25 protein-coding genes and 1 riboswitch are annotated in these 23,935 nt (G+C 46.3%); of the genes, 13 read left to right on the top strand and 12 right to left on the bottom strand.

Annotation, left to right across the window (positions count from 1 at the left end; genetic code table 11):
* The first annotated feature begins 14 nt into the window (after positions 1-14).
* Positions 15-1,406 carry a tetratricopeptide repeat protein gene (locus tag FSB75_RS02385; RefSeq protein ID WP_146782189.1) on the top strand — a complete coding sequence of 464 codons (1,392 nt, stop codon included), beginning with the start codon at positions 15-17 and terminating at the stop codon, positions 1,404-1,406.
* A 1-nt stretch (position 1,407) separates the two neighbouring features.
* On the opposite strand, the gene FSB75_RS02380 is transcribed toward FSB75_RS02385, so the two are convergent.
* Together FSB75_RS02380 and FSB75_RS02375 are read right to left on the bottom strand one after the other, a co-directional pair.
* Entirely contained in the window at positions 1,408-1,641 is a 234-nt protein-coding gene (locus FSB75_RS02380) for a hypothetical protein (protein WP_146782186.1), read from the bottom strand.
* 473 nt (positions 1,642-2,114) lie between these two features.
* The gene (locus FSB75_RS02375) at positions 2,115-2,318 is read right to left on the bottom strand and encodes a hypothetical protein (RefSeq protein ID WP_146782183.1); all 204 of its coding nucleotides are present in this window, start codon (positions 2,316-2,318) and stop codon (positions 2,115-2,117) included.
* A 229-nt stretch (positions 2,319-2,547) separates the two neighbouring features.
* Between FSB75_RS02375 and FSB75_RS02370 the strand changes: the two genes are divergently transcribed.
* Positions 2,548-2,835 (top strand): GlsB/YeaQ/YmgE family stress response membrane protein, encoded by a 288-nt coding sequence (locus FSB75_RS02370; protein WP_146782179.1) that lies wholly within the window; start codon positions 2,548-2,550, stop codon positions 2,833-2,835.
* Positions 2,836-2,864: 29 nt separating this feature from the next.
* On the opposite strand, the gene FSB75_RS02365 is transcribed toward FSB75_RS02370, so the two are convergent.
* The gene (locus FSB75_RS02365) at positions 2,865-3,626 is read right to left on the bottom strand and encodes a DUF5995 family protein (protein ID WP_146782175.1); all 762 of its coding nucleotides are present in this window, start codon (positions 3,624-3,626) and stop codon (positions 2,865-2,867) included.
* A 150-nt stretch (positions 3,627-3,776) separates the two neighbouring features.
* Between FSB75_RS02365 and FSB75_RS21755 the strand changes: the two genes are divergently transcribed.
* Positions 3,777-3,950 (top strand): hypothetical protein, encoded by a 174-nt coding sequence (locus FSB75_RS21755; RefSeq protein WP_172623045.1) that lies wholly within the window; start codon positions 3,777-3,779, stop codon positions 3,948-3,950.
* A gap of 104 nt (positions 3,951-4,054) precedes the next feature.
* Here the strand turns inward: FSB75_RS21755 and FSB75_RS02360 are convergent, their stop codons facing one another.
* Complete coding sequence (locus tag FSB75_RS02360; protein ID WP_146782172.1) at positions 4,055-4,492, bottom strand: DUF937 domain-containing protein; 438 nt, start codon at positions 4,490-4,492, stop codon at positions 4,055-4,057.
* Between the two features lie 196 nt (positions 4,493-4,688).
* Between FSB75_RS02360 and FSB75_RS02355 the strand changes: the two genes are divergently transcribed.
* Positions 4,689-5,564, top strand: a complete 876-nt coding sequence (locus FSB75_RS02355; RefSeq protein ID WP_146782170.1) for a cyclic nucleotide-binding domain-containing protein — start codon at positions 4,689-4,691, stop codon at positions 5,562-5,564.
* Positions 5,565-5,585: 21 nt separating this feature from the next.
* Here FSB75_RS02355 and FSB75_RS02350 read toward each other — a convergent pair whose 3' ends face one another.
* Positions 5,586-6,593, bottom strand: a complete 1,008-nt coding sequence (locus FSB75_RS02350; RefSeq protein WP_146782167.1) for a mechanosensitive ion channel family protein — start codon at positions 6,591-6,593, stop codon at positions 5,586-5,588.
* 95 nt (positions 6,594-6,688) lie between these two features.
* Positions 6,689-6,913 (bottom strand): hypothetical protein, encoded by a 225-nt coding sequence (locus FSB75_RS02345; protein WP_146782164.1) that lies wholly within the window; start codon positions 6,911-6,913, stop codon positions 6,689-6,691.
* Between the two features lie 22 nt (positions 6,914-6,935).
* Here FSB75_RS02345 and FSB75_RS02340 point away from each other — a divergent pair, with 22 nt between their 5' ends.
* From FSB75_RS02340 to FSB75_RS02315, 6 genes are all read left to right on the top strand, one after another.
* A complete protein-coding gene (locus FSB75_RS02340; RefSeq protein WP_317130404.1) occupies positions 6,936-8,210 on the top strand; it encodes a M20 metallopeptidase family protein in 1,275 nt (424 codons plus the stop codon).
* A 38-nt stretch (positions 8,211-8,248) separates the two neighbouring features.
* Entirely contained in the window at positions 8,249-8,635 is a 387-nt protein-coding gene (locus tag FSB75_RS02335; RefSeq protein WP_146782161.1) for a hypothetical protein, read from the top strand.
* A gap of 128 nt (positions 8,636-8,763) precedes the next feature.
* The gene (locus FSB75_RS02330) at positions 8,764-11,112 is read left to right on the top strand and encodes an NADP-dependent malic enzyme (protein WP_146782158.1); all 2,349 of its coding nucleotides are present in this window, start codon (positions 8,764-8,766) and stop codon (positions 11,110-11,112) included.
* Positions 11,113-11,197: 85 nt separating this feature from the next.
* Positions 11,198-11,935 carry an MlaE family ABC transporter permease gene (locus FSB75_RS02325; RefSeq protein WP_146782154.1) on the top strand — a complete coding sequence of 246 codons (738 nt, stop codon included), beginning with the start codon at positions 11,198-11,200 and terminating at the stop codon, positions 11,933-11,935.
* A gap of 117 nt (positions 11,936-12,052) precedes the next feature.
* Positions 12,053-12,913 (top strand): ABC transporter ATP-binding protein, encoded by an 861-nt coding sequence (locus FSB75_RS02320; protein ID WP_146782150.1) that lies wholly within the window; start codon positions 12,053-12,055, stop codon positions 12,911-12,913.
* Positions 12,914-13,119: 206 nt separating this feature from the next.
* Positions 13,120-13,839 (top strand): hypothetical protein, encoded by a 720-nt coding sequence (locus tag FSB75_RS02315; protein ID WP_146782147.1) that lies wholly within the window; start codon positions 13,120-13,122, stop codon positions 13,837-13,839.
* A gap of 161 nt (positions 13,840-14,000) precedes the next feature.
* Here the strand turns inward: FSB75_RS02315 and FSB75_RS02310 are convergent, their stop codons facing one another.
* The 3 genes from FSB75_RS02310 to FSB75_RS02300 form a co-directional block, all read right to left on the bottom strand.
* Positions 14,001-15,326 carry a citrate (Si)-synthase, eukaryotic gene (locus FSB75_RS02310; RefSeq protein WP_146782143.1) on the bottom strand — a complete coding sequence of 442 codons (1,326 nt, stop codon included), beginning with the start codon at positions 15,324-15,326 and terminating at the stop codon, positions 14,001-14,003.
* A gap of 369 nt (positions 15,327-15,695) precedes the next feature.
* Positions 15,696-16,958, bottom strand: coding sequence for a homoserine dehydrogenase (locus FSB75_RS02305; RefSeq protein WP_146782140.1), 1,263 nt, complete (start codon positions 16,956-16,958; stop codon positions 15,696-15,698).
* Between the two features lie 7 nt (positions 16,959-16,965).
* Entirely contained in the window at positions 16,966-18,132 is a 1,167-nt protein-coding gene (locus tag FSB75_RS02300) for a trans-sulfuration enzyme family protein (RefSeq protein ID WP_146782137.1), read from the bottom strand.
* Between the two features lie 167 nt (positions 18,133-18,299).
* Positions 18,300-18,436, bottom strand: a riboswitch (SAM riboswitch).
* A gap of 122 nt (positions 18,437-18,558) precedes the next feature.
* On the opposite strand from FSB75_RS02300, the gene FSB75_RS02295 reads away from it, so the two are divergent.
* On the top strand, positions 18,559-18,780 hold the full coding sequence (locus FSB75_RS02295) for a hypothetical protein (protein WP_146782134.1): 222 nt from the start codon (positions 18,559-18,561) through the stop codon (positions 18,778-18,780).
* Positions 18,777-19,034: a type II toxin-antitoxin system RelE family toxin gene (locus tag FSB75_RS02290; RefSeq protein WP_146782131.1), complete on the top strand. Its 258-nt coding sequence runs from the start codon at positions 18,777-18,779 to the stop codon at positions 19,032-19,034. The genes FSB75_RS02295 and FSB75_RS02290 overlap by 4 nt, the downstream gene beginning before the upstream one ends.
* A 10-nt stretch (positions 19,035-19,044) precedes the next feature.
* Here FSB75_RS02290 and FSB75_RS02285 read toward each other — a convergent pair whose 3' ends face one another.
* The gene (locus FSB75_RS02285) at positions 19,045-19,635 is read right to left on the bottom strand and encodes a DUF1684 domain-containing protein (protein ID WP_146782127.1); all 591 of its coding nucleotides are present in this window, start codon (positions 19,633-19,635) and stop codon (positions 19,045-19,047) included.
* 88 nt (positions 19,636-19,723) lie between these two features.
* Positions 19,724-20,671 (bottom strand): arginase, encoded by a 948-nt coding sequence (locus FSB75_RS02280; protein WP_146782124.1) that lies wholly within the window; start codon positions 20,669-20,671, stop codon positions 19,724-19,726.
* 212 nt (positions 20,672-20,883) lie between these two features.
* Here FSB75_RS02280 and FSB75_RS02275 point away from each other — a divergent pair, with 212 nt between their 5' ends.
* Positions 20,884-21,912, top strand: coding sequence for a hypothetical protein (locus FSB75_RS02275; RefSeq protein ID WP_146782120.1), 1,029 nt, complete (start codon positions 20,884-20,886; stop codon positions 21,910-21,912).
* Positions 21,913-22,147: 235 nt separating this feature from the next.
* On the opposite strand, the gene lepA is transcribed toward FSB75_RS02275, so the two are convergent.
* Positions 22,148-23,935 carry a translation elongation factor 4 gene (lepA, locus tag FSB75_RS02270; protein WP_146782117.1) on the bottom strand — a complete coding sequence of 596 codons (1,788 nt, stop codon included), beginning with the start codon at positions 23,933-23,935 and terminating at the stop codon, positions 22,148-22,150.

Here is a 23,935-nt window from a genome sequence, read left to right as displayed (position 1 = left end):
AAAATAAAATTTGTATGAGGCTATGCGCTCTTGTGCTGCTTCTTTTGTTGCTTCAGTTTCGCGGCAGCGGACAGAATGCTGTTACCGACAGCTTGTGGGCTGTGCTGCAAAAGCAAAAGGCCGATACAAGCAAAGCCAAAACACTGCGGTTGCTCAGCTATTATTACAAAAACAGCAAGCCCGATTCGGCTTTGATATTGGCTCAAAATGCTTATAGCCTTTCAAAAAAATGGCACGACGAAAAAGGCGAAGCAAGTTCCCTGGGATTGATGGCCGCCGCTTTCAACTGGCTGGGAAATTTCACCAAGGCTTTAGAATACTATCTCGAAGAACTGAAAATTGTTGAACGCACCGGCGATGCAAAAAGCCTGGCTTCGGTTTACATAAGCATGGCGTTGGTTTACAACAGCCAGAAGGATGTTGACAATGCGCTTAAATACGGTTATGCCGCCGATTCAATTGTAAGAGTTGACAGCTTGCGTGAGCTTTCGCTTTATACTGCCCTTGACATCGGTGATATTTATACAAACGCAGGCCAGCTTGACTCGGCTGCTGCCTATACGGAACGCTGTTATCAAAACTCGCTGAAGGAAAAAAATGATTTACTTATTGGAACAGCGCTGAATAATCTTGGCAACATTTATTTTAAAAGTGCAGAATACACAAAAGCAAATCGCTGTTACAAGGAAGCAGCGTCTTATTTAAGAGCGAAGCAAGATTACTTCAATCTTGCAGAATGTTACCTTGGATTGGCAAAAACTTACAATCGATTAAACCGACCTGACTATGCGTTGTTTTATGCGCGAACGGCGCTGCTCATAAGTTCACAAAATGGTTTTCTAAAACACGCCGTTAACGCCAGCGAATTTCTTACACAATTGTACAAAGAAGATAACAACATTGACAGTGCCTTTGCCGTTCAGCAAAATTATTTACGGCTGAAGGATTCCTTTGACAACAGCGAAAAAATCAGGACAATGCAAAGCCTTACAATTTCTGAAAGAATTCGGCAACAGCAAATGGCCGAAGAAAGATTGGAAGAAGAAATAGCCAGAAAAGAAAAGCTCGAATTTTTCTTTATGGGCGCCTTCATCCCCGTCCTTTTCTTTTTGAGCGCTTACATCGCCCGGAAACGAGTAAACAGAAGGGTTATTCAAATTCTGGGCGTTTTTGCGCTTCTCTTCTTTTTCGAATACATCACATTACTGCTGCATCCGGTTGTTTCAAATACCGCTCACCAATCTCCCGTTCTCGAACTAATCATCTTTGTAGCCATTGCTGCTATTTTGCTACCCGCACACCACAAAGCAGAACACTGGCTCGTGGCAAAGCTCACCAGCAGGCACGAAAAATACCTGGCCGGTTTAGAGTCGGCCAGGAGTAGAGAAGCGGAAAAAACTGAATAATTTAATTACTTGGCGGAGGAGTCTGTTCGCCCTTGTGCAGCGTATCGCCGGCATGAGTCATCGTGTCCATCATTTTGCTTCCGTTGTTCATGTGTGTGGTGTCACTCATGCGGACAGTAGTTGAATCCGTTGTCGTGGTTTTGTCGGAACTGTTGTTACAACTTACAAGCATGCCAGCGGCAAATAAAACGGCGAAGGCAGAAACGCAAAGGCGTTTGAAGGATCTTTTTTGCATAAAAAGTCGGTTGGTTTATATACCAAAATAGAACAATCTATACGTTTGGCAAAACAGAAGAAAAAAAATTAAATGCAAACGACGCTATTCAATCATTCAACACAGAGGGCTTTTGCAATAAGACCCCACGTCTTGGTTGCAAGCTGGCACACACGATACGGACTCGTTCTCGCAGCCTCAAAGTGGTTAATGTACAGAAAAGTAGAAATAATAAAACGAGGCTTCTGCGCCATACAAAGCCTTGCCTGCGTTGGCTATGGGCGACGGCATAACGGTTCGTTTCTCCTCGTAATTGTTTGCCTTGCACAAAGCACATTCAAGACAAGTAATGCTCTTGCAATTTGAGTTTAAAGACAAGCTCTTTTCGATAGGTTTCATAACATCCCGAAACTATCGTCGCAAAAAAGAAAAGTAAAGAACACCAAACACCAATTGACGGAAGAAGTGATCGAATTGTCGAAACCGTGAAGAAATTAAAACGGCGGATGACCCGAACCGGCAAGCGCAACGTTTTTTGGCGCCACTTTGCGGTGGGCATTTGTGTTTACAACGACGGCAAGCGCTTTTACCAAAACCTTGCGGCCGTTGGCCTGTTCAATTGCATCGTCACTTAAAGCTGCGTGTGAAAAACTTTGAAACAGCCAAATGCAACCGCCCAAAGCAATTAGTTTTTTCATAGAAACGGGTTGGTTCAAACCTAACCAAGACCGGCTTTTCCCGCAAGCGAAAAAATGAGGAATTTGTCCCTGCAGAAAATACGAACGCCTTTGCGTTTACTCCTTCCTTCGCCGTGTTCCCTTTACGATTGACTTGCCTCGGCTCAAATATTTTTGGTACGGGAATAGCTTTTGCAGTGCTTGTAAAGCAAACGCGTAAACGCAAATTCTTACAATAAAACTTCGCGCTATGACACTTATCGGATTTTTGGTGCTGCTGGTTGTTGCCGCCGTTTGCGGCGCCATCGGACAATCGTTGGCTGGTTATGATTTGGGCGGCTGCCTTGTTTCAATTGTCGTGGGCTTCATCGGCGCGTATCTCGGAATGTGGCTTGCGGGCAAATTCGGTTTGCCCGAAGTTTTTACCGTGCACATTCAAGGCAAATCTTTTCCCATTTTGTGGGCCATCATCGGATCGGCTGTATTTACACTCATCATGGCTTTGTTGCGAAGTGCGTTCACCGGACGGCGGTACTGATTCGCTCTTCACAAGATTCTATTTTCCGCTTACACCACGGTTGTGTCTATCAACCGTATCGTTCGCGACACGTCTTCGTATTCCATCGCCCGGATTAAGCGCAACAAAAGCTGCGGCCAGAAGCCCGGATGTATAACGGCATTGCCAACCGTTTGCACCATCAAGTCCATTGTTTTGATCTGTGCCTGCTGTTGATGCGCATCCATATTTGCGAGGATTACCGCATTGGCCCAAGCCGTCTTTCGGGCGGCGCCAATGCTAAAATTCAAAACGGCTTCTTCGGGCTTTGTTGCAATTCTGTTCAGCCACCGCATGGGAAACCAAACCTCTTCTAAACAATGTTGCACATCGTCAACCAACGAAGCAATGACAAGGTTGATGCGGTTAAAATCATTCTCCAGAGCGTGAATGCTTTGGCCGGGCCCAACCGTGGCCGCAGCAATGGCGAGGTCGAGATTAATGTGTGTGTTGATGCCCAAAATCAGGTGCTGCAAAACAATAAGCGAACGATTGCCGCAACCCGATAAAGCGCACTGCCACGAGGCCGAACATTCTTTTTTGTTTTGAAAAGCCTCAAAAGCTTCGAGATAACGTTTGGCAAACGCAATGTCCAGTTGTTCCATTCGTTTACCGTCTTCAAACTGACCGGCCGCAATGCCTTCGCTCACGGCTTTTGTCATTCGTTTGTACAAGGCTGCAAAATAGCCTGTGCGGCTCTGCGTTTGAATGCTTTCCTGCACAATTTTGTCGAGGCAAACAATAACGCCGGCAATGGAGTTGATTTCATTCATAGTTTGTGAATGACAAGATAAAATTGTTTTTGGTAAAGATGTTTGCGGAACAGCTCCCTTGTACTTCCCTGTTTTCACGTGTCGTTTTGCTGCACACCAAGGCACGGTTTTCGTAACGGTTTTGTTTTATCACCGATAAATTTACCGTATATGAAAGACAAGGAGAACAGAGAACAAAGACCGGAAACAGCAACCGAAAAAACAGGAGCCGGCATGAAAGATATTTCCGACGATCGCAAGGCAGATACGGAGCGTTCGGAGAAGGACGACACTGATACATCAGATTATGTTGTAATTGAATCAGGGCTTGGCATTGACGAATAAGCAAAACGCTCCAAACTTTACTGGCTTGCTACAAACAACTTTAAAGAAAATGAAAAGCACCGGTTTAAACCGGTGCTTTTCATTTGTATACTTGTTTATAAAAATTATCGTCCGCCAAATAATCCGCCCAGTGCCCCACCCAAGCCGCCAAGATTGGGCAGGTGTTTCGAGATGCTGTCCGGCGTAATGCTTGGATCATTCGGATCGTTCGCCTTGTGTGCAAACTTTTGCAACAAACCGGGTAAGGCCGCTGCAATTGCGCCGGTGGCAGCAGGCGGTAAACCAAATTTGCTACCGAGCGTACCCATCAATCCACCTTCAATTGCGTTCACTACCGGGCTACCGCTGGTTAAACCGCTTTGCAAGTGCGAGAGCAAACCACCTACACCGCCCTGCGCGGCCGCTTGCGTGGCCAAACCGTTTTGAATTTGCGTAGCTACTTCGCGGTGAACCGCGTCTTCCTGTCCGGGTGGAACAGCTGCAGCAACTTGCGGGTTATTGCCCAAATGACTTTTGACGAGATCCAGAATTTGATCAAACATAACGTTGGGATTTTAGTTGTGGAGGATTATGCAATAAATGTACTAAAAGCGATTGGCGTTTTTCTTTCCTCATTAACACAACCGGCAAATTGTTAATTTGTTTATTGTCTGCCCAGCCAATTTGTTTTCACAACAACTTCATCCGCATGGCGCAAGATTCGCAATCACTAAAACAATCAATGCCCAAAGAGCAAACATGAACGAAGCCACCTTAAAAAAAATTGATTTGTTTGCCGGTTTGGCAACCGCTGAACTGGCGGAGTTGCAGGCTTATTTAAAAAGGCAAAGCCATCCTGCGCAGCAAACCATTTTTTGGATGAACGAAAAAGGCGACCGCCTGTACATTGTGGAAGAAGGAAAAGTAGAGATAAGTTATACCGATGAAGACGGTCGCGACGTAAGTCTTGCCGTGTTGGAACCGGGTGCCTTCTTTGGCGAACTTTCCCTGATTGACGGAGAACCACATTCGGCCACAGCCCGATCGCTGGAACAAACTGCTTTGCTCACCCTCGACAGGGATTCGTTTTATCTTTTTTTGAACAAGCATCCGCAGTTAAGCCGCACCTTGCTGCAAGTGTTGACCCTGCGTCTTCGGCAAAGCACGGCACGCATCAACGTCATTCCGAACATAAACGAGCAGGTAGAAGCAAAAAGCACCCGTTTGCAGCGGTCGGTTGACAATCTTGCCCGGCTGCTAACGAGCGGATGGTTTCTTCTGTTTTACATCTTTTTTATTGTAGGCTGGATGACGGTGCAGGTTTTTCTTTATCATCGGCGCTATGCGCAACCCGTTTCGTTTTTGGATCAGCCGCCTGCCTTCGCTTTGCTTGAATTTATCCTTACGCTTGTTTCCTTTTTGCTGACCATTCTCATTTTGAACAGCCAGCGAAGACAGGCGGAAGCCGACCGCATTCGCGGAGAAGTTGAATACCAAATAAACTTAAAGTCGCAGACGGAAGTGGTAAAGCTGCAATTGAAAATGGACGAATTGCTGGACAAAATAAACAAGTTGGAAACAAAGGGCACAAAAGAAAAAAACGAACCGCCCTCGTCTTTCGACGGTTTGATTTAAACAAGCGAGACAGGATTTCTTTCATCGCGAATTTGACTTTGGAAACAAAACTTTATCCGGTTCTTTCAGCAATTCACGAATGATGGATTTAATCAGGCGGCTGCGAATGCCCGATGCTTTCTTTGGCGGCACCAAATACGTTAACACCACTTCTACCCATGTATTTGCGTTTACCCTGAAAACAACGAAAGGATATTCTTTTATTTCCAATTCATCAACCGGCGTTTGCTGCACCAGTTCTTTAAACTTTTCAATGGCTTCCTTCATGCCGTCACCCAATTCTCTTGTTGCTACTTCTTTCACCGTCTTTTCTACAAAATCAAAATCGCTTTCGTAGGCTATTTGAAAAGGAATTTCATTCCAGATGAAGGGAAACTTTCGCCAGGAGTAATTGTACACCTGCGATTGCAACACCAACGTGTTGGGAAAGCGGATGAGGCGTCCGCTGGGAACATCATTGGAAAGATAATCGCCGTGAAATTCCCACAAGGTTGTATCGAGGTAACCAATCTCCACCACGTCACCGGTGAATGTGCCGACTTGTATTCTATCCCCAATGCGGTAAGGCGTGCGAATGATGATGTAAAACCAACCAATGAGCGAAGAGATGGGCGTTTGCAAGGCAAAGCCGAGAATGAGTGAAAACAGTCCTAGCGAAACAGCCGCCGTGTACCATTTGGCAAACAAAAACGTAACGACAATAAAGAGTGCAAGCAATACGCTTAACAATCGAATGAGGCGAATGACGTTGTACTGCTCTTTTTTGTTTTCCGAACGCTTGGCAATGGACGCAATGATAACTCTTGCGATGATGAGAACGACCGATACGACAAAGCCGGCAAGCGAAAGGCGTTGCAACAAGCTTCGGTACGTGCCCAGCAAACCGAAGACTTTAAACTGGAGCAAAAAATAAACTGCGATAAAAACGAGTGCGGTCACAACGTAACCAATTACCCAGGCTTTATGATGACCGGAGCCCTTTGCATTTTTAATTTCCTTGCTTCGCTCCTTATTTGTTTCAACATCCATAAAAAAAGGCCTGCGAAAAACAGGCCACCTAGAATAAAGAGAAGACGCGAGACGCTACAATGTTTATCCGTTGAAATGACTTAGGGTTTCACGTCTCACTTTTCACGGTCGTTGTAACCGTTCTGCCGGTTCTCTTCTTTGGCTTTATCGGGCACTTTCGTTCCGTCGGTTAACGTTGGCTCCAAATCTTCTTTTTTATCAACAAAACCTTTCAGTTCGGTTAACTGCGGATCGCTTTGTTCTTGCCGGTTTGCATTTTGTGTAGAAGGTTCGGTGCTGTCGTGGCCCGAAGGCTGCGTTCTTTTTTGTTCGTCCTGCATGATGAATTCTTTTAAAAAAGAAATGCAAGAACCAGACCTCATCCTTTGGTGTGAAGAAACGTGGCCTGTTTTTGCTTCGGCTTATCTTCGCCCCATGCTTCTGCAAAAAATAAAACACCTCGCTTCACAATACAAAAACGAATTCATCGGCATTCGCCAACACCTTCATGCACATCCCGAACTTTCGTACAAAGAATTTGAAACCTCTCAATACGTTCAGCAAAAACTTCGCGATTACAAGATTCCTTTTGAAGTAAAGGCGGCCACTGGCGTTGTCGGATTGATTGAAGGAAAAAATCCCTCTTCACGCATCGTAGCCCTTCGTGCCGACATGGACGCTTTGCCCATCAACGAAGAAAACGACGTGCCGTACAAATCAACGAAGACAGGCATTATGCACGCCTGCGGCCACGACGTGCACACGACTTGTTTGCTTGGCGCGGCAAAAATTTTATCGGAAACAAAAGCCGAATGGGAAGGCACGGTGAAGTTGATTTTTCAGCCCGGCGAAGAAAAAAATCCCGGCGGCGCAAGCCTGCTCATTAACGAAGGCGTGCTCCAAAACCCAGCACCGCAGTGCATCTTTGGCCTGCATGTTAATCCGCAGTTGGAAGTAGGCAAACTCAGTTTTCGCGGCGGCAAAGTCATGGCCAGTGCTGATGAACTGTACATCACCGTTCGCAGCAAAGGCGGCCACGCGGCAGCACCGCATCTCACCGCCGACACCATCCTCGTTGCTTCGCACCTGGTGGTGGGTTTGCAACAAGTCATTAGCCGCAACCGCGACCCGTTCACGCCTTCTGTTCTTACCGTTTCTTCGTTCCAGGGTGGTTACACAACCAACGTGATTCCGTCCGAAGTAAAGCTCATGGGCACCTTTCGCGCCATGGACGAAGGCTGGCGTTTTAAGGCGCACGGCATCATTAAAAAACTTGCAAAAGAATTGGTGGAAAGTATGGGCGCCGAAGCCGACGTGCACATTGATGTAGGCTATCCAACCGTTTACAACAACGAAGCGCTGAACGATTACGCAAAAAGCCTCGCCGCAGATTTTATGGGCAAGGAAAAAGTAGAAGAAACCGAAGTGCGCATGGGTGCCGAAGATTTTGGTTATTACTCGCAAAAAATCCCCGGTTGTTTTTTCCGGCTGGGAACGGCCAACAAAGCAAAGGGCTTAACATCGGGTGTGCACACGCCAACCTTTAATATTGACGAAGATGCCATTGAAATCGGCATGGGCATGATGGCCGTGTTTGGCAGTTCGGCAAATTTTTTCTCTTCGCAAGCAACGGCGTAAAAATTATCGTTGTCAACAGACATAAAATGATATTGGCAATGTACAAATACCTTTTTCTTGGCCTTTGCTTCCTTGCGTGCCGCAAGACAAGTTCGTATAACGCAGAAAATCCGGTAACCATAAAGCTTGCTGAATGCACTACCGTGCAGCGGTCGGCGGACAACGTGAAAGTTTGTGTTGATTCACTCAATGATTCACGTTGTCCACTTAACGCAACCTGCATCTGGGCCGGTTACGCTGCGGTAAAACTTACGGTTTCTTTAAAGAACGAAACGCATTCGTTTATGCTTTCTACCTTGTCCCGAAGCGGATTTCCGCCACCCGATACAACGCTTGCAAATCATCGCTTTCAACTGGTCAACGTATTGCCTTATCCGGGCGAAACAGCCAACGGCACATCCCGCGTAGAGCTGAAAATAGATTAAAGCGCCTTTCGTTCGCGGTTTTCCATTTACAAATTGAACAATGCTATTTTTGTCCGGCAGCAGGCGGAAGCTTTTTCTGTTCAAGAAAAAATAATCGGCCATTACCAAAAGCTGCGAGAGGTAGAAATATGCAAAAAGATTCGCGCAAACAAGCCGCGTTGGAATATCACGCAAAAGGCAGGCCCGGAAAGATTGAAGTCATCCCTACAAAAGAAGCCAAAACCCAACGCGATTTATCGTTGGCTTACTCGCCGGGTGTAGCCGAGCCCTGCAAAGAAATTGCTGCCAACAAAGAAGCCGTTTATCAATACACTGCCAAAGGAAATTTAGTGGCTGTTATCTCTAACGGCACAGCCGTTTTGGGCTTGGGCGATATTGGTCCCGAAGCGGGCAAACCCGTGATGGAAGGCAAAGGCGTCCTCTTTAAAATCTTCGCCGACATTGACGTATTTGACATTGAAGTGGCCGAAACCGATCCCGAAAAATTCGTGCAAATTGTAAAAGCGCTTGAACCAACCTTCGGTGGCATCAACCTCGAAGACATTAAAGCACCCGAATGCTTCATCATTGAAAAAGCCCTGCGCGAACAGTTGACAATTCCTGTGATGCACGACGACCAGCACGGCACGGCCATCATCTCTTCTGCTGCATTGCTTAACGCACTTCAGCTCCAAAAAAAGAAAATTGACAAGGTGCGCTTTGTAGTGAACGGCGCCGGCGCTGCGGCCATGGCCTGCATGAATTTGTACGTGTCGCTGGGCGCCAATCCGCAAAATTTTTGCGTGTTCGACGTGAAAGGACCGCTGACGAAAGAACGCAACGACGTAGAAGACTTTAAACAAAAATTTGCCAACGCCTCACCGGGCCTTACGCTTGATAAAGCGCTGAAAGATGCCGATGTTTTTGTGGGCTTAAGCGTAGGCAATGTGGTTACCGCCGACATGGTTCGCAGCATGGCAAAGAATCCCATTGTGTTTGCCATGGCCAATCCTGATCCGGAAATTGGTTGGGAAGAAGCCACCGGTGTAAGAAAGGATTTAATCATGGCGACGGGCCGCAGCGATTATCCCAACCAGGTGAACAACGTGCTTGGTTTCCCGTACATCTTTCGCGGCGCACTTGATGTTCGCGCCACGCAAATCAACGAAGCCATGAAACTGGCCGCCGTAAAGGCTTTGGCCGAACTGGCGCAAACGCCTGTGCCCGACATTGTGAACCTTGCCTACAACGCAAAAACAATTTCTTTCGGTCCCGATTACATCATTCCCAAGCCCCTCGACCCACGCCTTCTTGCCACCGTTGGTCCGGCCGTCGCCAAGGCTGCAATAGAAAGCGGCGTGGCGCAAAAACCCATCACCGATTGGGAAGCTTATGCAACGGATTTGAACAAACGTTTGGGCCTCGACAACCAGGTGATGCGTGTATTGGGCAGCAAGGCCCGCCGCGATCCGCGCCGCATTGTATTTGCCGAAGCCGACAATGTAAAAATTTTAAAAGCCGCGCAAATTGTCATTGACGAAGGCGTGGGCTTCCCGATTTTGTTGGGTGATGAAACCAAGATTAAAACCCTTGCGGCCGCCAACGGCATTGACATTGAAGGCCTGCCCATCTTTGATCCGCGCAGTGATGCGATGGAAGAAATGCGCAACAAGTTTGCTGCCTTGTTTTTCAAAAAACGGGGCCGCAAAGGCTTCAACTATTACGAGAGCAAAAAGATCATGAAAGACCGCAACTACTTTGGTTGCATGATGGTGGAAACCGGCGAAGCCGACGCCATGATTTCGGGCCTGACAAAAAATTATCCAGACACAATTCGCCCGGCTTTGCAGTGCATTGGTGTGGAGGAGGGCATTGATAAAATTGCGGGCATGTACCTGATGCTCACCAAAAAAGGGCCGTTGTTCATGGCCGATACTACGGTGAACATCCATCCCACCGCCGATGAATTGGCAGAAATTACGTTGTTGGTGGCAAAGGAAGTGCGCAACTTCAACATCATTCCCCGCATTGCCATGTTAAGTTTTTCCAACTTCGGCAGCAGCAATTCGCCGGAAGCCAAACTGGTAGCCGATGCAAGGGCCATTGTAAAAGAACAAATGCCCAACCTGATTGTTGACGGTGAGATGCAGGCCAGCGTTGCCTTCAACAAGGATTTGATGAAGGAGAATTATCCCTTTTGCGAGTTGGTGGACAAAGACGTGAACACACTCATTTTTCCGAATCTTGCTTCGGGCAATATTGCGTACAATTTGCTGAGCGGACTCGGAGCGGCCGAAGCCATTGGCCCAATTTTATTAGGCCTGAAGAAGCCGGTGCACATTTTACAGTTGGGAAGTTCGGTGCGCAGCATTACCAACATGGCCATGATTGCCGTGGTGGATGCTCAACTGAAAAGCCAGGCTGCCGCCGATGAAAATGCAAAAAACTCGTGGTGGAAAAGACGGAAGGAAAGAAAAAACGAAGCATCGCAACAATAGATGGCAGATGTTGGATGACGGATGACAGTAAATAATTTCGAAACCGTCATCCGTCATCTGTCATCCATCATCTAAACAAAAACGTATGAAATATTTTGGCGACCTGGGTAAATATCTGCTGATGATTAAAGGCATGTTTTCACGGCCGGAAAATTTTCGGATGTACTGGCGTGAGTTCATGCACCAATGTTCTGAAATCGGCATCGGGTCTTTAGGAATCGTTACCATCATTTCTGTGTTCATGGGTGCTGTGTCCACGGCGCAAACAGCCTACCAGTTAACCTCGCCGCTCATTCAGAAATATACCATTGCCATGGTTGTACGTGACACGGTAATTCTTGAATTTGCACCCACGCTTGTTTGCATTGTGTTGGCCGGTGTTGTCGGCAGCAAGATTGCCGGTGAGTTGGGAAACATGCGGGTATCGGAACAAATTGACGCGTTGGAAATTATGGGCATCAACACTAAAGCATATTTGATAGGACCGAAAATTTTGGCAGCCATAGTGGTCATACCAATGTTGGTGGTGTTGGCGGCAGGGCTTGGAATTTGGGGAGGTCGCCTGGCTGGAACCTTAACCGGCATTCTTTCAGGCGACGAATTCGACAAAGGATTGTTGTCTTCCTTTGATCCCTACAACGCATTTTTCTGCATGGCCAAAGCATACACTTTCGCCTTCATCATTTCCAGCATCCCATCGTATTTTGGTTATTATGTAAACGGAGGGGCGCTTGAAATCGGCAGGGCCAGCACGCGTTCAGTAGTGGTTAGCTGCATTGCCATCTTGTTTGCCGATTACACGCTGGCCGCTCTTCTTTTGTAAAAATGAAAAGCCTGCTCCAACTTTTTGCAATCGTTACCGTCAACATGGGGATCTATTTTTTCGGTACGGGTTTTAGTTTGTCAAATACTCACTTATTGGTCATCAAGAAATATTAAAATGATTGAAGTAAAAGGACTGCGAAAAAGCTTTGGCGATAAAACCATCATCAACGGAGTGGATGTAGAGCTTCGCCCCGGCATGTGTAATCTTATCATTGGCAGTAGCGGCAGCGGCAAAAGCGTTTTTACCAAATGTCTGGTCGGTCTTTTTCAGCCGGACAGCGGGCAGATATTTTACGACCGCAAAGACTTCACAGCCATGACCACCGACCAGAAAAAAGAAGTGCGCAAAGAAATTGGAATGCTGTTCCAGGGCTCCGCGCTTTTCAGCAGCATGACGGTGGAAGAGAACGTGGTATTTCCGCTTGACATGTTCACAAAAAAGAGCACGAAGGAAAAACGCGAACGTGTAAATGAAGTGTTGGAAAGAGTGAACCTGAAAGGCGCCAACAAAAAGTTTCCGGCTGAATTAAGCGGTGGCATGATGAAACGTGTGGGCATTGCGCGGGCCATTGTACTGAACCCGAAGTATTTGTTTGTAGATGAACCCAACTCCGGCCTTGACCCGCAAACCTCGGGATTGATTGACCACCTTATTAAAGAAATCACGGACGAATACAAAATCACCACCGTCGTTGTAACCCACGACATGAACAGCGTGATGGAGATTGGCGACCACATTATGTACTTGTACAAAGGCGAGAAAGAATGGGAAGGCAACAACAAAGAAATCATCTTTAGCAAGAACCAGCGGCTGAACGAATTCATTTTTGCCTCGGAGTTTTTGCGCGACGCGAAGGACATGCGGATGCTGGAAGAAACCGGCAAAATTGCCAACGACCGAAACATGGCGGAACTAACGCAGGATGATGCACCGACGCTTGTGCCGCCGCCGGAGGAAGAAAAAAAAGAGGAATAAATACTGATTGTTCTCGTTCGGTTTTTGATTGGCAATTAATCCAAACTGAAGAAGACGATGTGTATATTGCCTGCCGGCTGTTATATTAAGCTGAATTTTCCGTTTCACAATGAACCAATTTCTTCTTTTTTAAGATTCGAAGAGTCATTTCGCCAATCACAAGGTTCACGGTGCTTCTTAAAGGATTAACGTTATAATCGTACACCATGAAAGTCATTGCATTTTGTTTTTTTCTTGCATTATCCATGTCAGCGTTTACACAAACGCAAACGGTTAAACAACTTTATGATGAATACAGAAAAAGCAAGTACAGTTTTGCAAACAAATACCGTAACCAAACCATTACGGTTACCGGTAAAATCAGAAGCATCAGCGTAGCTAGCGATTTTTGGAAAGACCAGGATGTGCACAAAATTCACCTCACCGCTACTGGCTACGAGAATTTTGTCGTGTGCCAGATTCCGTACAAAGACTCAGCAATCTTACGTCGTTTTCAGGTAGGAGGATTTCTTACTGTAACCGGCGTGGTCGCTTCAAATATTAGTGATGCCCTTTTTCTTAGTCAATGCACATTTGCTACTGCCGAATCTGCCGTAAAAAAGAGTTCCGCCCCTGCAAATGCTCCATTGGGAAAATATAATGTATATCAAAACGACGCTACCGGTTTTAATTACCAATATACATTTCAACTGAAATCATACGGCTTATACATATTGAATGGAAAGGCCGGAAACTGCATGTACAATACCAAAACTAATATCATTAATTTCTCTACGGGTCCATTGAAAGGATTTACAGGGTTGTACAGGCCAACGACAGACAATGAAAATGATCCGCCCAGCTTTTTGCTTGATGCAAAAGGCAAAATCCCAGATGCGAATTCGTCCCATCAGGGTAATCAGTTTGCCTATTATCAGGGACGGTAAATTCTGTCAGTATTAATGCCAGCTTTTTCAACAACATCTTCAATCAACAGAGCAAATGCAGCCGCCAATAGATCTCTCCTGCTTTGTACCAACTACCGAAACAACAAAGCCCAATCGATTGATTGGGCTTTGTTTACTTTATAAAGAAAGGCAAGAAAAGATTAGTCTCCCCAAACCTCGTCCTCACCTTTCAGCCACTTCTTCACCAAATCCGTTGTAATGGATTTTGGACGCTCCAGCGGAAAGTTCAGCACACGATCCCAGCACAAACTTGCCAGCACACCCAGCGCACGGCTCACGCCAAAAAGCACCGTGTAAAATTCGTATTCCACCATGCCGTAGTGAACCAGCAAAGCGCCGCTGTGTGCATCCACGTTGGGCCAGGGGTTTTTAATCTTTCCAAGCGATTGCAAAATGGGCGGCACGGTTTCGTAAACGTTCCAAACCGTTTGCACCAGCGGGTCATCGGGCATGTGCTTTTTGCCGAACTCCATCTGCGCCGTAAAACGCGGATCGGTTTTGCGCAACACCGCGTGCCCATAGCCAGGCACCACTTTGCCGCCTTCCAACGTCTTCTTCACATAATCGGCAATTTGTTCGCTTGTAGGCGCTTCGGTTTTTAATTCTTCGCGCATTTCATAAATCCATTTGATCACTTCCTGGTTGGCCAAGCCGTGCAGCGGCCCCGCAAGGCCGTTCATGCCCGCGGCTAAACTCAAATACGGATCGCTCAACGCAGAGCCAACCAAGTGGGTTGTGTGTGCCGACACGTTGCCGCCTTCGTGGTCGGCGTGAATCACCATGTACAATCGCATCAACTCTTTAAAGCTTTCGTCACTATAACCCATCATGTGCGCAAAGTTTCCTGCCCAATCCAGCAAGCCGTTCGGCTGAATGTGGTCGCCGTTTTTGTATTTGCGGCGGTAGATATAAGCAGCAATGCGCGGCAGGCGTGCTATTAGGTCCATGCTGTCGTCAAACACCGCATCCCAATAATCTTTTTTGCTCATGCCGGCGGCGTAACGTTTGGAGAATTCGCTTTCGGTTTGAAGTGCCATTATGCCTACCACAAACTGCGTCATGGGGTGCGTAGTTGCGGGCAAGGCTTCAATGGTGGCAAACACGTGATTGGGTACGTGGCTGCGGCGTTGCCACACACCGGTCAGGTGTTCTACATCAGCTTCGGTGGGCAGTTCGCCAATCAACATTAAATAAAACAATCCTTCGGGCAAAGGTTCGGTGCCGCCTTCCGCCTTGGGCAATTTCTCGCGCAGTTCGGGAATGGAATAGCCGCGAAAGCGAATGCCTTCCTGTGCATCAAGCAACGAAGTTTCCGTTACCAACCCGGTGATGCCGCGCATGCCCTGATAGACCTGCGACAGTTGCACTTCACCAATTTTTGTTGTACCGTGTTCTTTGAGTAAGTCTTTGATTTCCGCGGCCAAGGCATCGCCTTTTTCTTTGAACCTGTCCTTGATAATGCCCATTGAATTTTGGTTTTATGTTGAGAAGGATTTTCTGAGCGGCGTAAAGATAAGGCGGAATACCGTTTAACGTTTGACGTTTGACGTTGGCGTGTTGTGCGCAGAATTTTTTCCCTCACTTCTTGACTCCGTGCGAAAATGTTTCAATGTACCAGGCTGCATTGCTGGCTATTGAGCTTTCGTTGCGTCGCACACTTGTACGTTCGGAACTTTGTTCAACTATTTTTTGCACCACGGAGACACAGAGAACACAAAGGTTCACTGAGAGTCTCCGTATAACGCCGAGTATTTGTGTCTTTGTGGTTCTAATTGACGAATAAAAAACCGCTTCGCAAATTTGCGAAGCGGCCAAAATCAAAACACAAACAACAACTAAAATCCGACGCCGGCTAATTGCAGGCTAACTTTTTTAAGGTTTTTGTGAACAAGGCTTTCCTTCTCAATCACGCCGTCCTGCTGCACAATGATGGAAACCGATGGATCATTAAACCAGGACGCATCGCGCAGTTTTTCGGCGTGAATAATGCCGCGAATGTATTGCCGGTCGGCGGTGGAATGATACTCGGTCAGTTCTTCAAAATCCCATTTATTTACGTCCGTCCAGGCGGCAAACGAAACAAAAACATCGAGGTAAAAATCATTCGTCAACGCATTCTTTTCTTTCCGGTTCAGCTTTTTGTATTCGTATTGATAATGATAGCCAAAAGCGGAAATGTCAGACGTTACAGCCGAAGACGTTGGGTAGCGCCCCGCGCCTTTGCCGTAAAAAAATTGTTTGTCGGCCAGCTTGCTTTCAATGATTACGCCGTTGTATTCGTTGTTCACGTTGAACAACTGGCTGTCGGCTTTTACGAATTGCGGCAATACAAATGCCGCGACCTTTCCGCTTGACAATTTTCTGGCCTGCGCCACCAGTTTTATTTTCAACCCTTTCTCCGAGGCATAAGCCGCATCTTTTGCGTGCAACCGGGTAATGCCTTGCCTTAATAAACTTGCCGGTTCGGTAAGAATGCCGTAAGCGTGTGCCAGCAAAATTGTAAGCTTATTTGTTGCGTCAAAACCTTCCACATCCAGCGAAGGATTGCTTTCCGCAAATCCTTTCTGTTGCGCTTCCAGCAAGGCTTCCGAATAACTTGCGCCGTCAGCTACTTGCGTTAAAATAAAATTGGTAGAACCATTCACGATGCCCGAAATGCTTTGCAGCAAGTCGTTGTCGAAATATTCTTCCAAGTTGCGAACAACGGGAATGGAGCCGCAAACTGCGGCTTCATACAAAAAGGAAACGTTGTGTTCCTGCTGAAGCTGAATTAATTCTTGTAAATGTTCGGCAATCATCTTCTTGTTGGCGCTGATCACCGACTTGCCTTTGCGAAAGGCCGTAGTGACAATTTTGTAAGCTTCGTCCGCATCGTCAATCAATTCCACAATGAGATTGATCTCCTCGTCGTTCAGCAGCTCGTCGTAATTCGTGGTGAACAAAGCCGCCGGTGCGTCGCGCTTTTTATCGGGATGCTTGATGCAAACTTTTTTTATGGAAGCGTACAGCGAAGGCGTTTGATTCAACACGCGATAAATGCCCTCTCCCACTACGCCAAAGCCGAACAGGCCAATGGTTAATTGTTTGTGTGTGCTCATGGTTTTCTTATGCTGTTTGTAATTGCTCTTGTTTAATTTTTGCAAAGGCTTGTTCCAAATCTTTTATTAAATCGGCCGCTTCTTCCAGCCCTACAGAAAGACGAATGAGGCTGTCGTTTACGCCGGCGGCTTTTCTTTTCTCTGCCGGAATGGATTTGTGCGTCATGCTGGCCGGATGCGATACGAGACTTTTCACACCGCCAAGGCTTTCTGCCAAATGGAAAAGACCCGTTGACGTTACAAAACCTTTTGCCGCTTCTTCCGTATCGGTCTTCAGCGTGAACGAAACAACGCCACCAAAACCTTTGGCTTGTGTTTTTGCAATGGCATGATTCGGATGCGAAGAAAGGCCAGGATAAAAAACTTTATCAACGGCAGGATGCTCTTGTAAATATTCTGCAACGGCTTGTGCGCTGTTACAATGTTGTTTGATGCGAAGGTTCAATGTTTCAATGCCGCGAATGACAAGGAAACTATCGAAAGGCGAGAGAATGGCGCCGCTTGCGTTCTGAATGAACCTGATTCGTTCGCCCAATTCTTTGTCTTTTGTTACCACCAAACCGGCAATCAGGTCGCTGTGACCGCCGAGGTATTTGGTGGCGGAGTGCAGGACGATATCAGCTCCCAATGAAAGAGGCTTTTGTAGGGCGGGTGAAGCAAAAGTATTATCCACGCAAAGCCAACACCCTGAAGCCCTGGCAATCTTAGCGATGGCCGCAATGTCGGAAATTTTCAGCGTGGGATTTGTTGGCGTTTCTATCCAAATCAGTTTTGTTTTGGGCGTGACGGCGTTGAAAACGTTTTCTACGTTTGTGCTGTCTACGTAATTAACCGTAATGCCGAACTTTTGATAGATCTGCGTGAACAAGCGGAAGGCGCCGCCGTATAAATCATCCACGGCTAATATTTCATCCCCGCTCTGCAAGAGTTTCACCACGGCATCAATGGCGGCCAAGCCACTGCCAAATGCCGCACCGACTTTGCCTTCTTCCAATTGCGCAATGATGTTCTCCAGTGTTGCTCTTGTAGGGTTACCGGTGCGGGCATAATCATAGCCTTTGTTTACGCCGGGTGCTTCTTGCACAAAGGTGGAAGTTTGATAAATGGGCACGCTGATAGCGCCTGTCAGTGGGTCAACGGGAATGCTTTGCAGAATTTGGGTTGTAGTGCTCATCTTGTCTGGTTTTGCCGCTTGCACGGGTTGTTTAAAATTTTTTGACGACTTATCAAAAAGGAAAAGACAAGATTACCGGGAGAGCTTCTGTATTGAAAACAAAAAAGCTCTTCCGATAAATCAGAAGAGCTTGACTATGTTACGTTAAAGTAGTAAAGCTTTTATCTGACTTATCTGTCCCGCAATTCCGCGGGCTGGAGTTGGCACCTTATCGTCAGCAGCAAAGACTTGTCAGTCTGAGCTTGCCGAAGACAGGTTGTCAAGGCGTCAAAGGGCCATATCCCTCAGCCTTTCTTGATAAGCGATTCCGTAAAGAACTGGTGCAAAGATAAAAGGGAGAAAATTTTATTTTCCAAAAAAATTTTTACCGCCCTGTCAAATTCCTTTGCTAATGCAAGAAAGAGGTTTTTCTTATTTTTAATTTCTATGGCAAGAATTGCAGGCATCCAAACCATCAACAACCCACAAACGGGAGAAGTCGAAAAGCTGGTCATTGACATTGACAAGGCAATGAAGAATAAACAAATGTCTTCAATCATCGAAGACCTGCTTGACCACATGGCAATCGTAAAAGCAAAAAAAAGCGGAAGCTTTATTCTCTGGTCAGAAGCCAGAGCCCGGATTGATAAAAAGTTCGGCTTCAAATGAGCTATACGGTCCTTATTGAAAAGAAGGTTGAAAGCTTTATTAAAAAGCAATCCAAAACCACCGCTCAACGAATTACAACGGCCATTTCATCTCTCGCAGAAAATCCACGCCCCGCCGGCTGCAAAAAACTTCAGGGCTATGACAACGAATACAGAATTCGCATTGGCGACATTCGAATTTTGTATACAATAGAAGATGAGATTATTACTGTTACGGTTTACAAAGCCGGATACAGAGGTAGTGTTTACAAATAGATTTTCTCAATCAGTGTGCTTTCGCAAAAGCTTTTTCACCCGCTTTCACCGCAACCTGCAAGTTGTTTTCTTTTGGCGGAATGGGACAATTGTAAACACCGCTAACGTAGGCGCAGTAAGGATTGTAGGCTTTGTTAAAATCCAAAACAAGTTTTCCGTTTTGAATGTCAGTCGTTGTTAAATCCAGGTAACGTCCGCTGCCGTAGGTTTCGTTCCCGGTGGTTAAATCGGTAAAAGGCAGGAAGAGATAATTTTTGTATTCCGGGTTTGTCGTTAACTCCTGTGATTGATAAACGTTCAATTGACAGGCTTTTCCTTTCAATAAAAACGAAAGTGTTCCGTACAATTTAAAAACTTTGTTTTTTGTTCCCGAGGTTTTAAACGTTAGCCATTCGCCGGATGCAGACGGCTTAAAATTAGCTACCACGCGGTAGGCTTTGTTCACCAGATAGAACTGTATGAACTTCTTGTCATCGCCTTTCACTACCTCATGGCTTTGCACATAATTGTGCAAAAACAGCCGTAGCGAATCTTCGTATTTCGTTTGCGAAAAACAAACGAACGAATACAATAAGAAATTTATCAGGAGAATTTTTTTCATCGGTCACGATTTATTTTCACAAAGGTTAAAGTGATGCCGCTAAAACTTCCTCTAATCTCACGTTTGTTGTTTCGCCGCTTACGTTACATCAACTCATCATCAGAACATTCACGCTTCGCTGCAAGATATTGAAGGCAATTTCCGCCATTAAATTTTCTTTGTCTAACGTGGGATTGACTTCGGTGATTTCAAAGCAACAGACCTTGCGGTTTTGCATCAACTTGCTAATGAGATCTTCAGCTTCGCGTTCTCTTAAGCCATTGCTTACCGGCGTTCCGGTGCCTTTCGTAAGCGAGGAATCCAAACTGTCCACGTCAAACGAAACATAAATATCGGTGCAGTCGCTGAAGTAACGGGTTAGGGATCGCACAATATTCTCTGCACCCTTGGTTCGAAATTCTTTGGTGCTGATCACCTTCATGCCGTATTTGTCAATCAATCCTTTTTCTTCTTTTTCGTAATCGCGCAGCGAAATATAAACCACGTCTTCGGGCAAAACCTTGGGCGCAATCTTGCCAATGTTCTTCAAATAATTCCAGTGCTTTTTTGTTTCCTCGTCCAGTTCGTGCACCGCGTATTCTTCGTTGTCTTCGTTCAAAGAAATGGCCAAAGGCATTCCGTGCAAATTGCCCGATGGCGTAGTGTACGGCGTGTGCAAATCAGCGTGAGCGTCAATCCAAATCACACCCAGTTTGCTTTTGGGCTTGGCCATCTTTAGGCCTGCGATGGTGGCGCCGGAAATGCTGTGATCGCCGCTCAACACCACCGGGAAAAAACCGGATTTGATTGTATCGTAAACGGCCTTACTCACTTTCTCGTACATGGAAACAATGCCTTTGATGCGCTTGGCGTACGGCGACTCAATAGGCTCATAAAGCAGCTTGTTTTCAACCGGAATTTTCTCACAGGGAAAATGAATAAAGAAGTTGCTCATGAAGTCGAGGGCGGCAATTTTAATGGCTTCAATGCCCAGCGATGCGCCCCTTGTACCGGCGCCAATCTCCGACGGCACCTCGATAATTTTTATATTCTTCATACAGCCCTTTTACGTAAAGCAATCGCACGGCTCGCTAATCGTCAGGCCCGAAGATAAGGGAGGTTGGAGGTTCGAAGTTTGAGGTTTACTGTTCGTGTGGTTAGTAAATGACTTTATCCTTTTATAAAAACCGAAACGGGTATTTTTAAACAACCCTTAGCATACTATTCAAATTTTTTGGCCGTTCTTAGCACAGAACAAAAAGTCCGGTTGTGAGAAACCTCTTCGTTTTATTTTTTCTTCTTATTACGGCTTCTTCCTTTGCGCAGATAACGCCTTCCGATACGAAAATCTTGCAGCAAAAAGAAGATTCGCTCAAGCACATGGCCAAGGCTTTTTTAACCGACGCCGAAACCGCCGACCGGATGCGACAAGACAGTCTTTTCATAAAAACGCTCATTCGCAGCCTTCAGGTCCGCAACTCATTTTATTATCCCTTCGATTCGTTAAAAGGTGTTTCGCATTTGTACGCACCCGACAGCAGTTTTCGCATTTTTACCTGGCAATTAAGCTTCGACAACGACTATGCCTACAGCCGGCAGCGCGGCGCCATCCAATTCCCAACGAAAGACGGTTCATTAAAGTTGATCCCCTTGCGTGATTATTCGGAGTTTGCCGACGACCCGCTTGACTCTGCCCGCACAAAGGTGAACTGGATTGGCGCGGTGTATTACAACATCATCAAAACACAATACAACGGCAAAAATTACTACACGCTGTTTGGCTTTGATGGCAACAGTTACCGCACGAATAAAAAATGGATTGACGTGTTGACTTTGGATGCGCAGAGCAATCCAATCTTTGGCGCACAACGCTACTTTACATTCAACGGCGATAAACCGCAGCGCAAGCCGCAATACCGCTACTCTATCGAATACAAAAAAGAAGCGTCAACCACAGTGAACTATGACGAAGACCTGAACATGATTCTGGTTGACCACCTGATTTCAGAAAATGACGAGCCCGAAAATGCCTGGACCTACGTGCCCGACGGCGATTACGAAGGATTTAAATGGGAGAACGGCAAGTGGCTGCACGTGGACAAGGTGTACAACGAAAAGGTTGACATGAAAGGCAAGGACCCTCTCCTTGGCAACGCACCGAACGAAAACCCTTTGCTGGATAAAGAAGGCAACATCAACCAGCAAAAGCTGGATGAGCAAAACAAAAAGAATGAGGGCAATAAAGACGAGAAGCCCGCACTCAAAAAGCCGGTGAAGAAGGGAACTACCGGGCAATAAGCAATGGGCGATGAGCAACAAGCAAGAGCTTTAGGCCGATAAAAAACTTTGGTGACGCAGAATCCCGTTTCTGGAGTCAAACAAAAACAGCAATCACTGATTGCTGTTTTTGTTTTTAAAAAGCGTACCGGATTTTTACGCCTTTGAAATTTTTTAGGTGCAATCCATCTGCATTCGTCTCAATCCCTTGCCAATTGCATATTGTCCGTTGCTGATTGCTGATTGCTTCGTGGCATTAATCCAGCTTCAGCACCGCCAAAAACGCTTCCTGCGGCACTTCCACACTACCTATCTGGCGCATCCGCTTCTTGCCTTCTTTTTGTTTTTCCAGCAGTTTTCGCTTTCGGCTAATGTCACCACCGTAACATTTTGCGGTTACGTCTTTGCGCATGGCGGAGATGTTTTCGCGGGCAATAACCTTTGCACCGATCGCGGCTTGTATGGCTATCTGGAATTGTTGGCGCGGCAGGAGTTCTTTTAATTTTTCGCAAAGCTTCCGACCAAAATCCTGCGCACGTCCGCGGTGGATGAGGGCACTCAAGGCATCCACTTTCTCGTTGTTCAACAGGATGTCCATCTTCACAATGTCTGCTTCGCGATAGCCAATGGGATGATAATCAAACGACGCATAGCCGCGTGTTTGTGATTTTAATTTATCGTAAAAATCAAACACAATCTCCGTTAGCGGCATTTCAAAAATAAGCTCAACGCGGGTTGTGGTCAAATAGCTTTGATTGATAAGGATGCCGCGTTTACCGAGGCAAAGCGTCATGATGTTGCCGATATAATCTGGTTTGGTAATGATTTGTGCTTTGATGAAAGGCTCTTCAATGCGGTCGGTTCTTACCGGCTCGGGCATTTCGGTCGGGTTGTTCACAATGATCTTTTCACCCTTCGTCGTGTAAGCAATAAAACTTACGTTCGGCACCGTGGTAATCACCGTTTGATTAAACTCCCGCTCCAATCGTTCCTGGATGATTTCCATGTGCAGCAAGCCCAAAAAGCCGCAGCGAAAACCAAAGCCCAGAGCTTGTGATGTTTCCAGTTCAAAAGTCAGCGATGCATCGTTCAATTGCAGTTTATCCATGCATTCGCGCAACTCCTCAAAATCATCCGTATTCACCGGAAAGATTCCTGCAAAAACCATTGGCTTTACTTCCTGAAAGCCTTTAATAATTTCCTTCGTTGGATTAACTGCATCAGTGATGGTATCACCAACTTTTACTTCCTTGGCGTTTTTAATGCCGGTAATAATGTAGCCAACATCGCCGGTCTTTACCTCGGCTGTTGGTTGCAAGCCAAGTTTTAAAATGCCCACTTCATCGGCCTCGTATTCCTGACCGGTAGAAACAAATTTTACTTTTTGTCCTTTGCGAATGACGCCGTTTACAATACGGTAATAAACAATGATGCCGCGAAAGCTATTGAACACGCTGTCGAAAATGAGAGCTTGCAGCGGTGCGTCTTCTTTTCCTTTTGGCGCGGGAATGCGGTCAACGATGGCTTCCAAAATCGCGTCAACGCCAATGCCCGTGCGACCGCTCGCCAGCAAAATTTCTTCGGGCTTGCAGCCAATGAGCTCAATGATCTGGTCCTTTACTTCTTCAATCATGGCGCCGTCCATGTCAATCTTGTTAATAACGGGAATGATCTCTAAATCATTCTCTATCGCCAAATACAAATTGGAAATGGTTTGCGCCTGTATGCCTTGGGTTGCATCTACCAGCAGCAGTGCGCCTTCGCAAGCGGCCAGGGCACGGCTTACTTCGTAGCTGAAGTCCACGTGGCCCGGCGTATCAATCAGGTTAAGCGTATAGTTCTCGTTCTTGTGCTTGTAATTGATTTGAATCGCATGACTCTTGATGGTAATGCCCTTCTCTCGTTCCAGGTCCATGTCGTCAAGCACCTGGTCCATCATGTCTCTATCGGAAATGGTATTGGTGGTTTGAAGCAAGCGATCAGCCAGCGTGCTTTTGCCGTGATCAATGTGTGCGATAATGCAGAAATTGCGAATGTTCTTCAT

This window comes from Flavisolibacter ginsenosidimutans, from assembly GCF_007970805.1.
GTDB classification, from domain to species: domain Bacteria; phylum Bacteroidota; class Bacteroidia; order Chitinophagales; family Chitinophagaceae; genus Flavisolibacter; species Flavisolibacter ginsenosidimutans.
Note: the sequence above shows the minus strand (reverse complement) of the source record. Positions and strands in the feature narration are given on the sequence as shown.

Coding starts and splice junctions, on each gene's coding strand:
- FSB75_RS02385 (WP_146782189.1), top strand. CDS start 15: ATGAGGCTATGCGCTCTTGTGCTGCTTCTTTTGTTGCTTCAGTTTCGC.
- FSB75_RS02380 (WP_146782186.1), bottom strand. CDS start 1,641: ATGCAAAAAAGATCCTTCAAACGCCTTTGCGTTTCTGCCTTCGCCGTT.
- FSB75_RS02375 (WP_146782183.1), bottom strand. CDS start 2,318: ATGAAAAAACTAATTGCTTTGGGCGGTTGCATTTGGCTGTTTCAAAGT.
- FSB75_RS02370 (WP_146782179.1), top strand. CDS start 2,548: ATGACACTTATCGGATTTTTGGTGCTGCTGGTTGTTGCCGCCGTTTGC.
- FSB75_RS02365 (WP_146782175.1), bottom strand. CDS start 3,626: ATGAATGAAATCAACTCCATTGCCGGCGTTATTGTTTGCCTCGACAAA.
- FSB75_RS21755 (WP_172623045.1), top strand. CDS start 3,777: ATGAAAGACAAGGAGAACAGAGAACAAAGACCGGAAACAGCAACCGAA.
- FSB75_RS02360 (WP_146782172.1), bottom strand. CDS start 4,492: ATGTTTGATCAAATTCTGGATCTCGTCAAAAGTCATTTGGGCAATAAC.
- FSB75_RS02355 (WP_146782170.1), top strand. CDS start 4,689: ATGAACGAAGCCACCTTAAAAAAAATTGATTTGTTTGCCGGTTTGGCA.
- FSB75_RS02350 (WP_146782167.1), bottom strand. CDS start 6,593: ATGGATGTTGAAACAAATAAGGAGCGAAGCAAGGAAATTAAAAATGCA.
- FSB75_RS02345 (WP_146782164.1), bottom strand. CDS start 6,913: ATGCAGGACGAACAAAAAAGAACGCAGCCTTCGGGCCACGACAGCACC.
- FSB75_RS02340 (WP_317130404.1), top strand. CDS start 6,936: ATGCAAGAACCAGACCTCATCCTTTGGTGTGAAGAAACGTGGCCTGTT.
- FSB75_RS02335 (WP_146782161.1), top strand. CDS start 8,249: ATGTACAAATACCTTTTTCTTGGCCTTTGCTTCCTTGCGTGCCGCAAG.
- FSB75_RS02330 (WP_146782158.1), top strand. CDS start 8,764: ATGCAAAAAGATTCGCGCAAACAAGCCGCGTTGGAATATCACGCAAAA.
- FSB75_RS02325 (WP_146782154.1), top strand. CDS start 11,198: ATGAAATATTTTGGCGACCTGGGTAAATATCTGCTGATGATTAAAGGC.
- FSB75_RS02320 (WP_146782150.1), top strand. CDS start 12,053: ATGATTGAAGTAAAAGGACTGCGAAAAAGCTTTGGCGATAAAACCATC.
- FSB75_RS02315 (WP_146782147.1), top strand. CDS start 13,120: ATGAAAGTCATTGCATTTTGTTTTTTTCTTGCATTATCCATGTCAGCG.
- FSB75_RS02310 (WP_146782143.1), bottom strand. CDS start 15,326: ATGGGCATTATCAAGGACAGGTTCAAAGAAAAAGGCGATGCCTTGGCC.
- FSB75_RS02305 (WP_146782140.1), bottom strand. CDS start 16,958: ATGAGCACACACAAACAATTAACCATTGGCCTGTTCGGCTTTGGCGTA.
- FSB75_RS02300 (WP_146782137.1), bottom strand. CDS start 18,132: ATGAGCACTACAACCCAAATTCTGCAAAGCATTCCCGTTGACCCACTG.
- FSB75_RS02295 (WP_146782134.1), top strand. CDS start 18,559: ATGGCAAGAATTGCAGGCATCCAAACCATCAACAACCCACAAACGGGA.
- FSB75_RS02290 (WP_146782131.1), top strand. CDS start 18,777: ATGAGCTATACGGTCCTTATTGAAAAGAAGGTTGAAAGCTTTATTAAA.
- FSB75_RS02285 (WP_146782127.1), bottom strand. CDS start 19,635: ATGAAAAAAATTCTCCTGATAAATTTCTTATTGTATTCGTTCGTTTGT.
- FSB75_RS02280 (WP_146782124.1), bottom strand. CDS start 20,671: ATGAAGAATATAAAAATTATCGAGGTGCCGTCGGAGATTGGCGCCGGT.
- lepA (WP_146782117.1), bottom strand. CDS start 23,935: ATGAAGAACATTCGCAATTTCTGCATTATCGCACACATTGATCACGGC.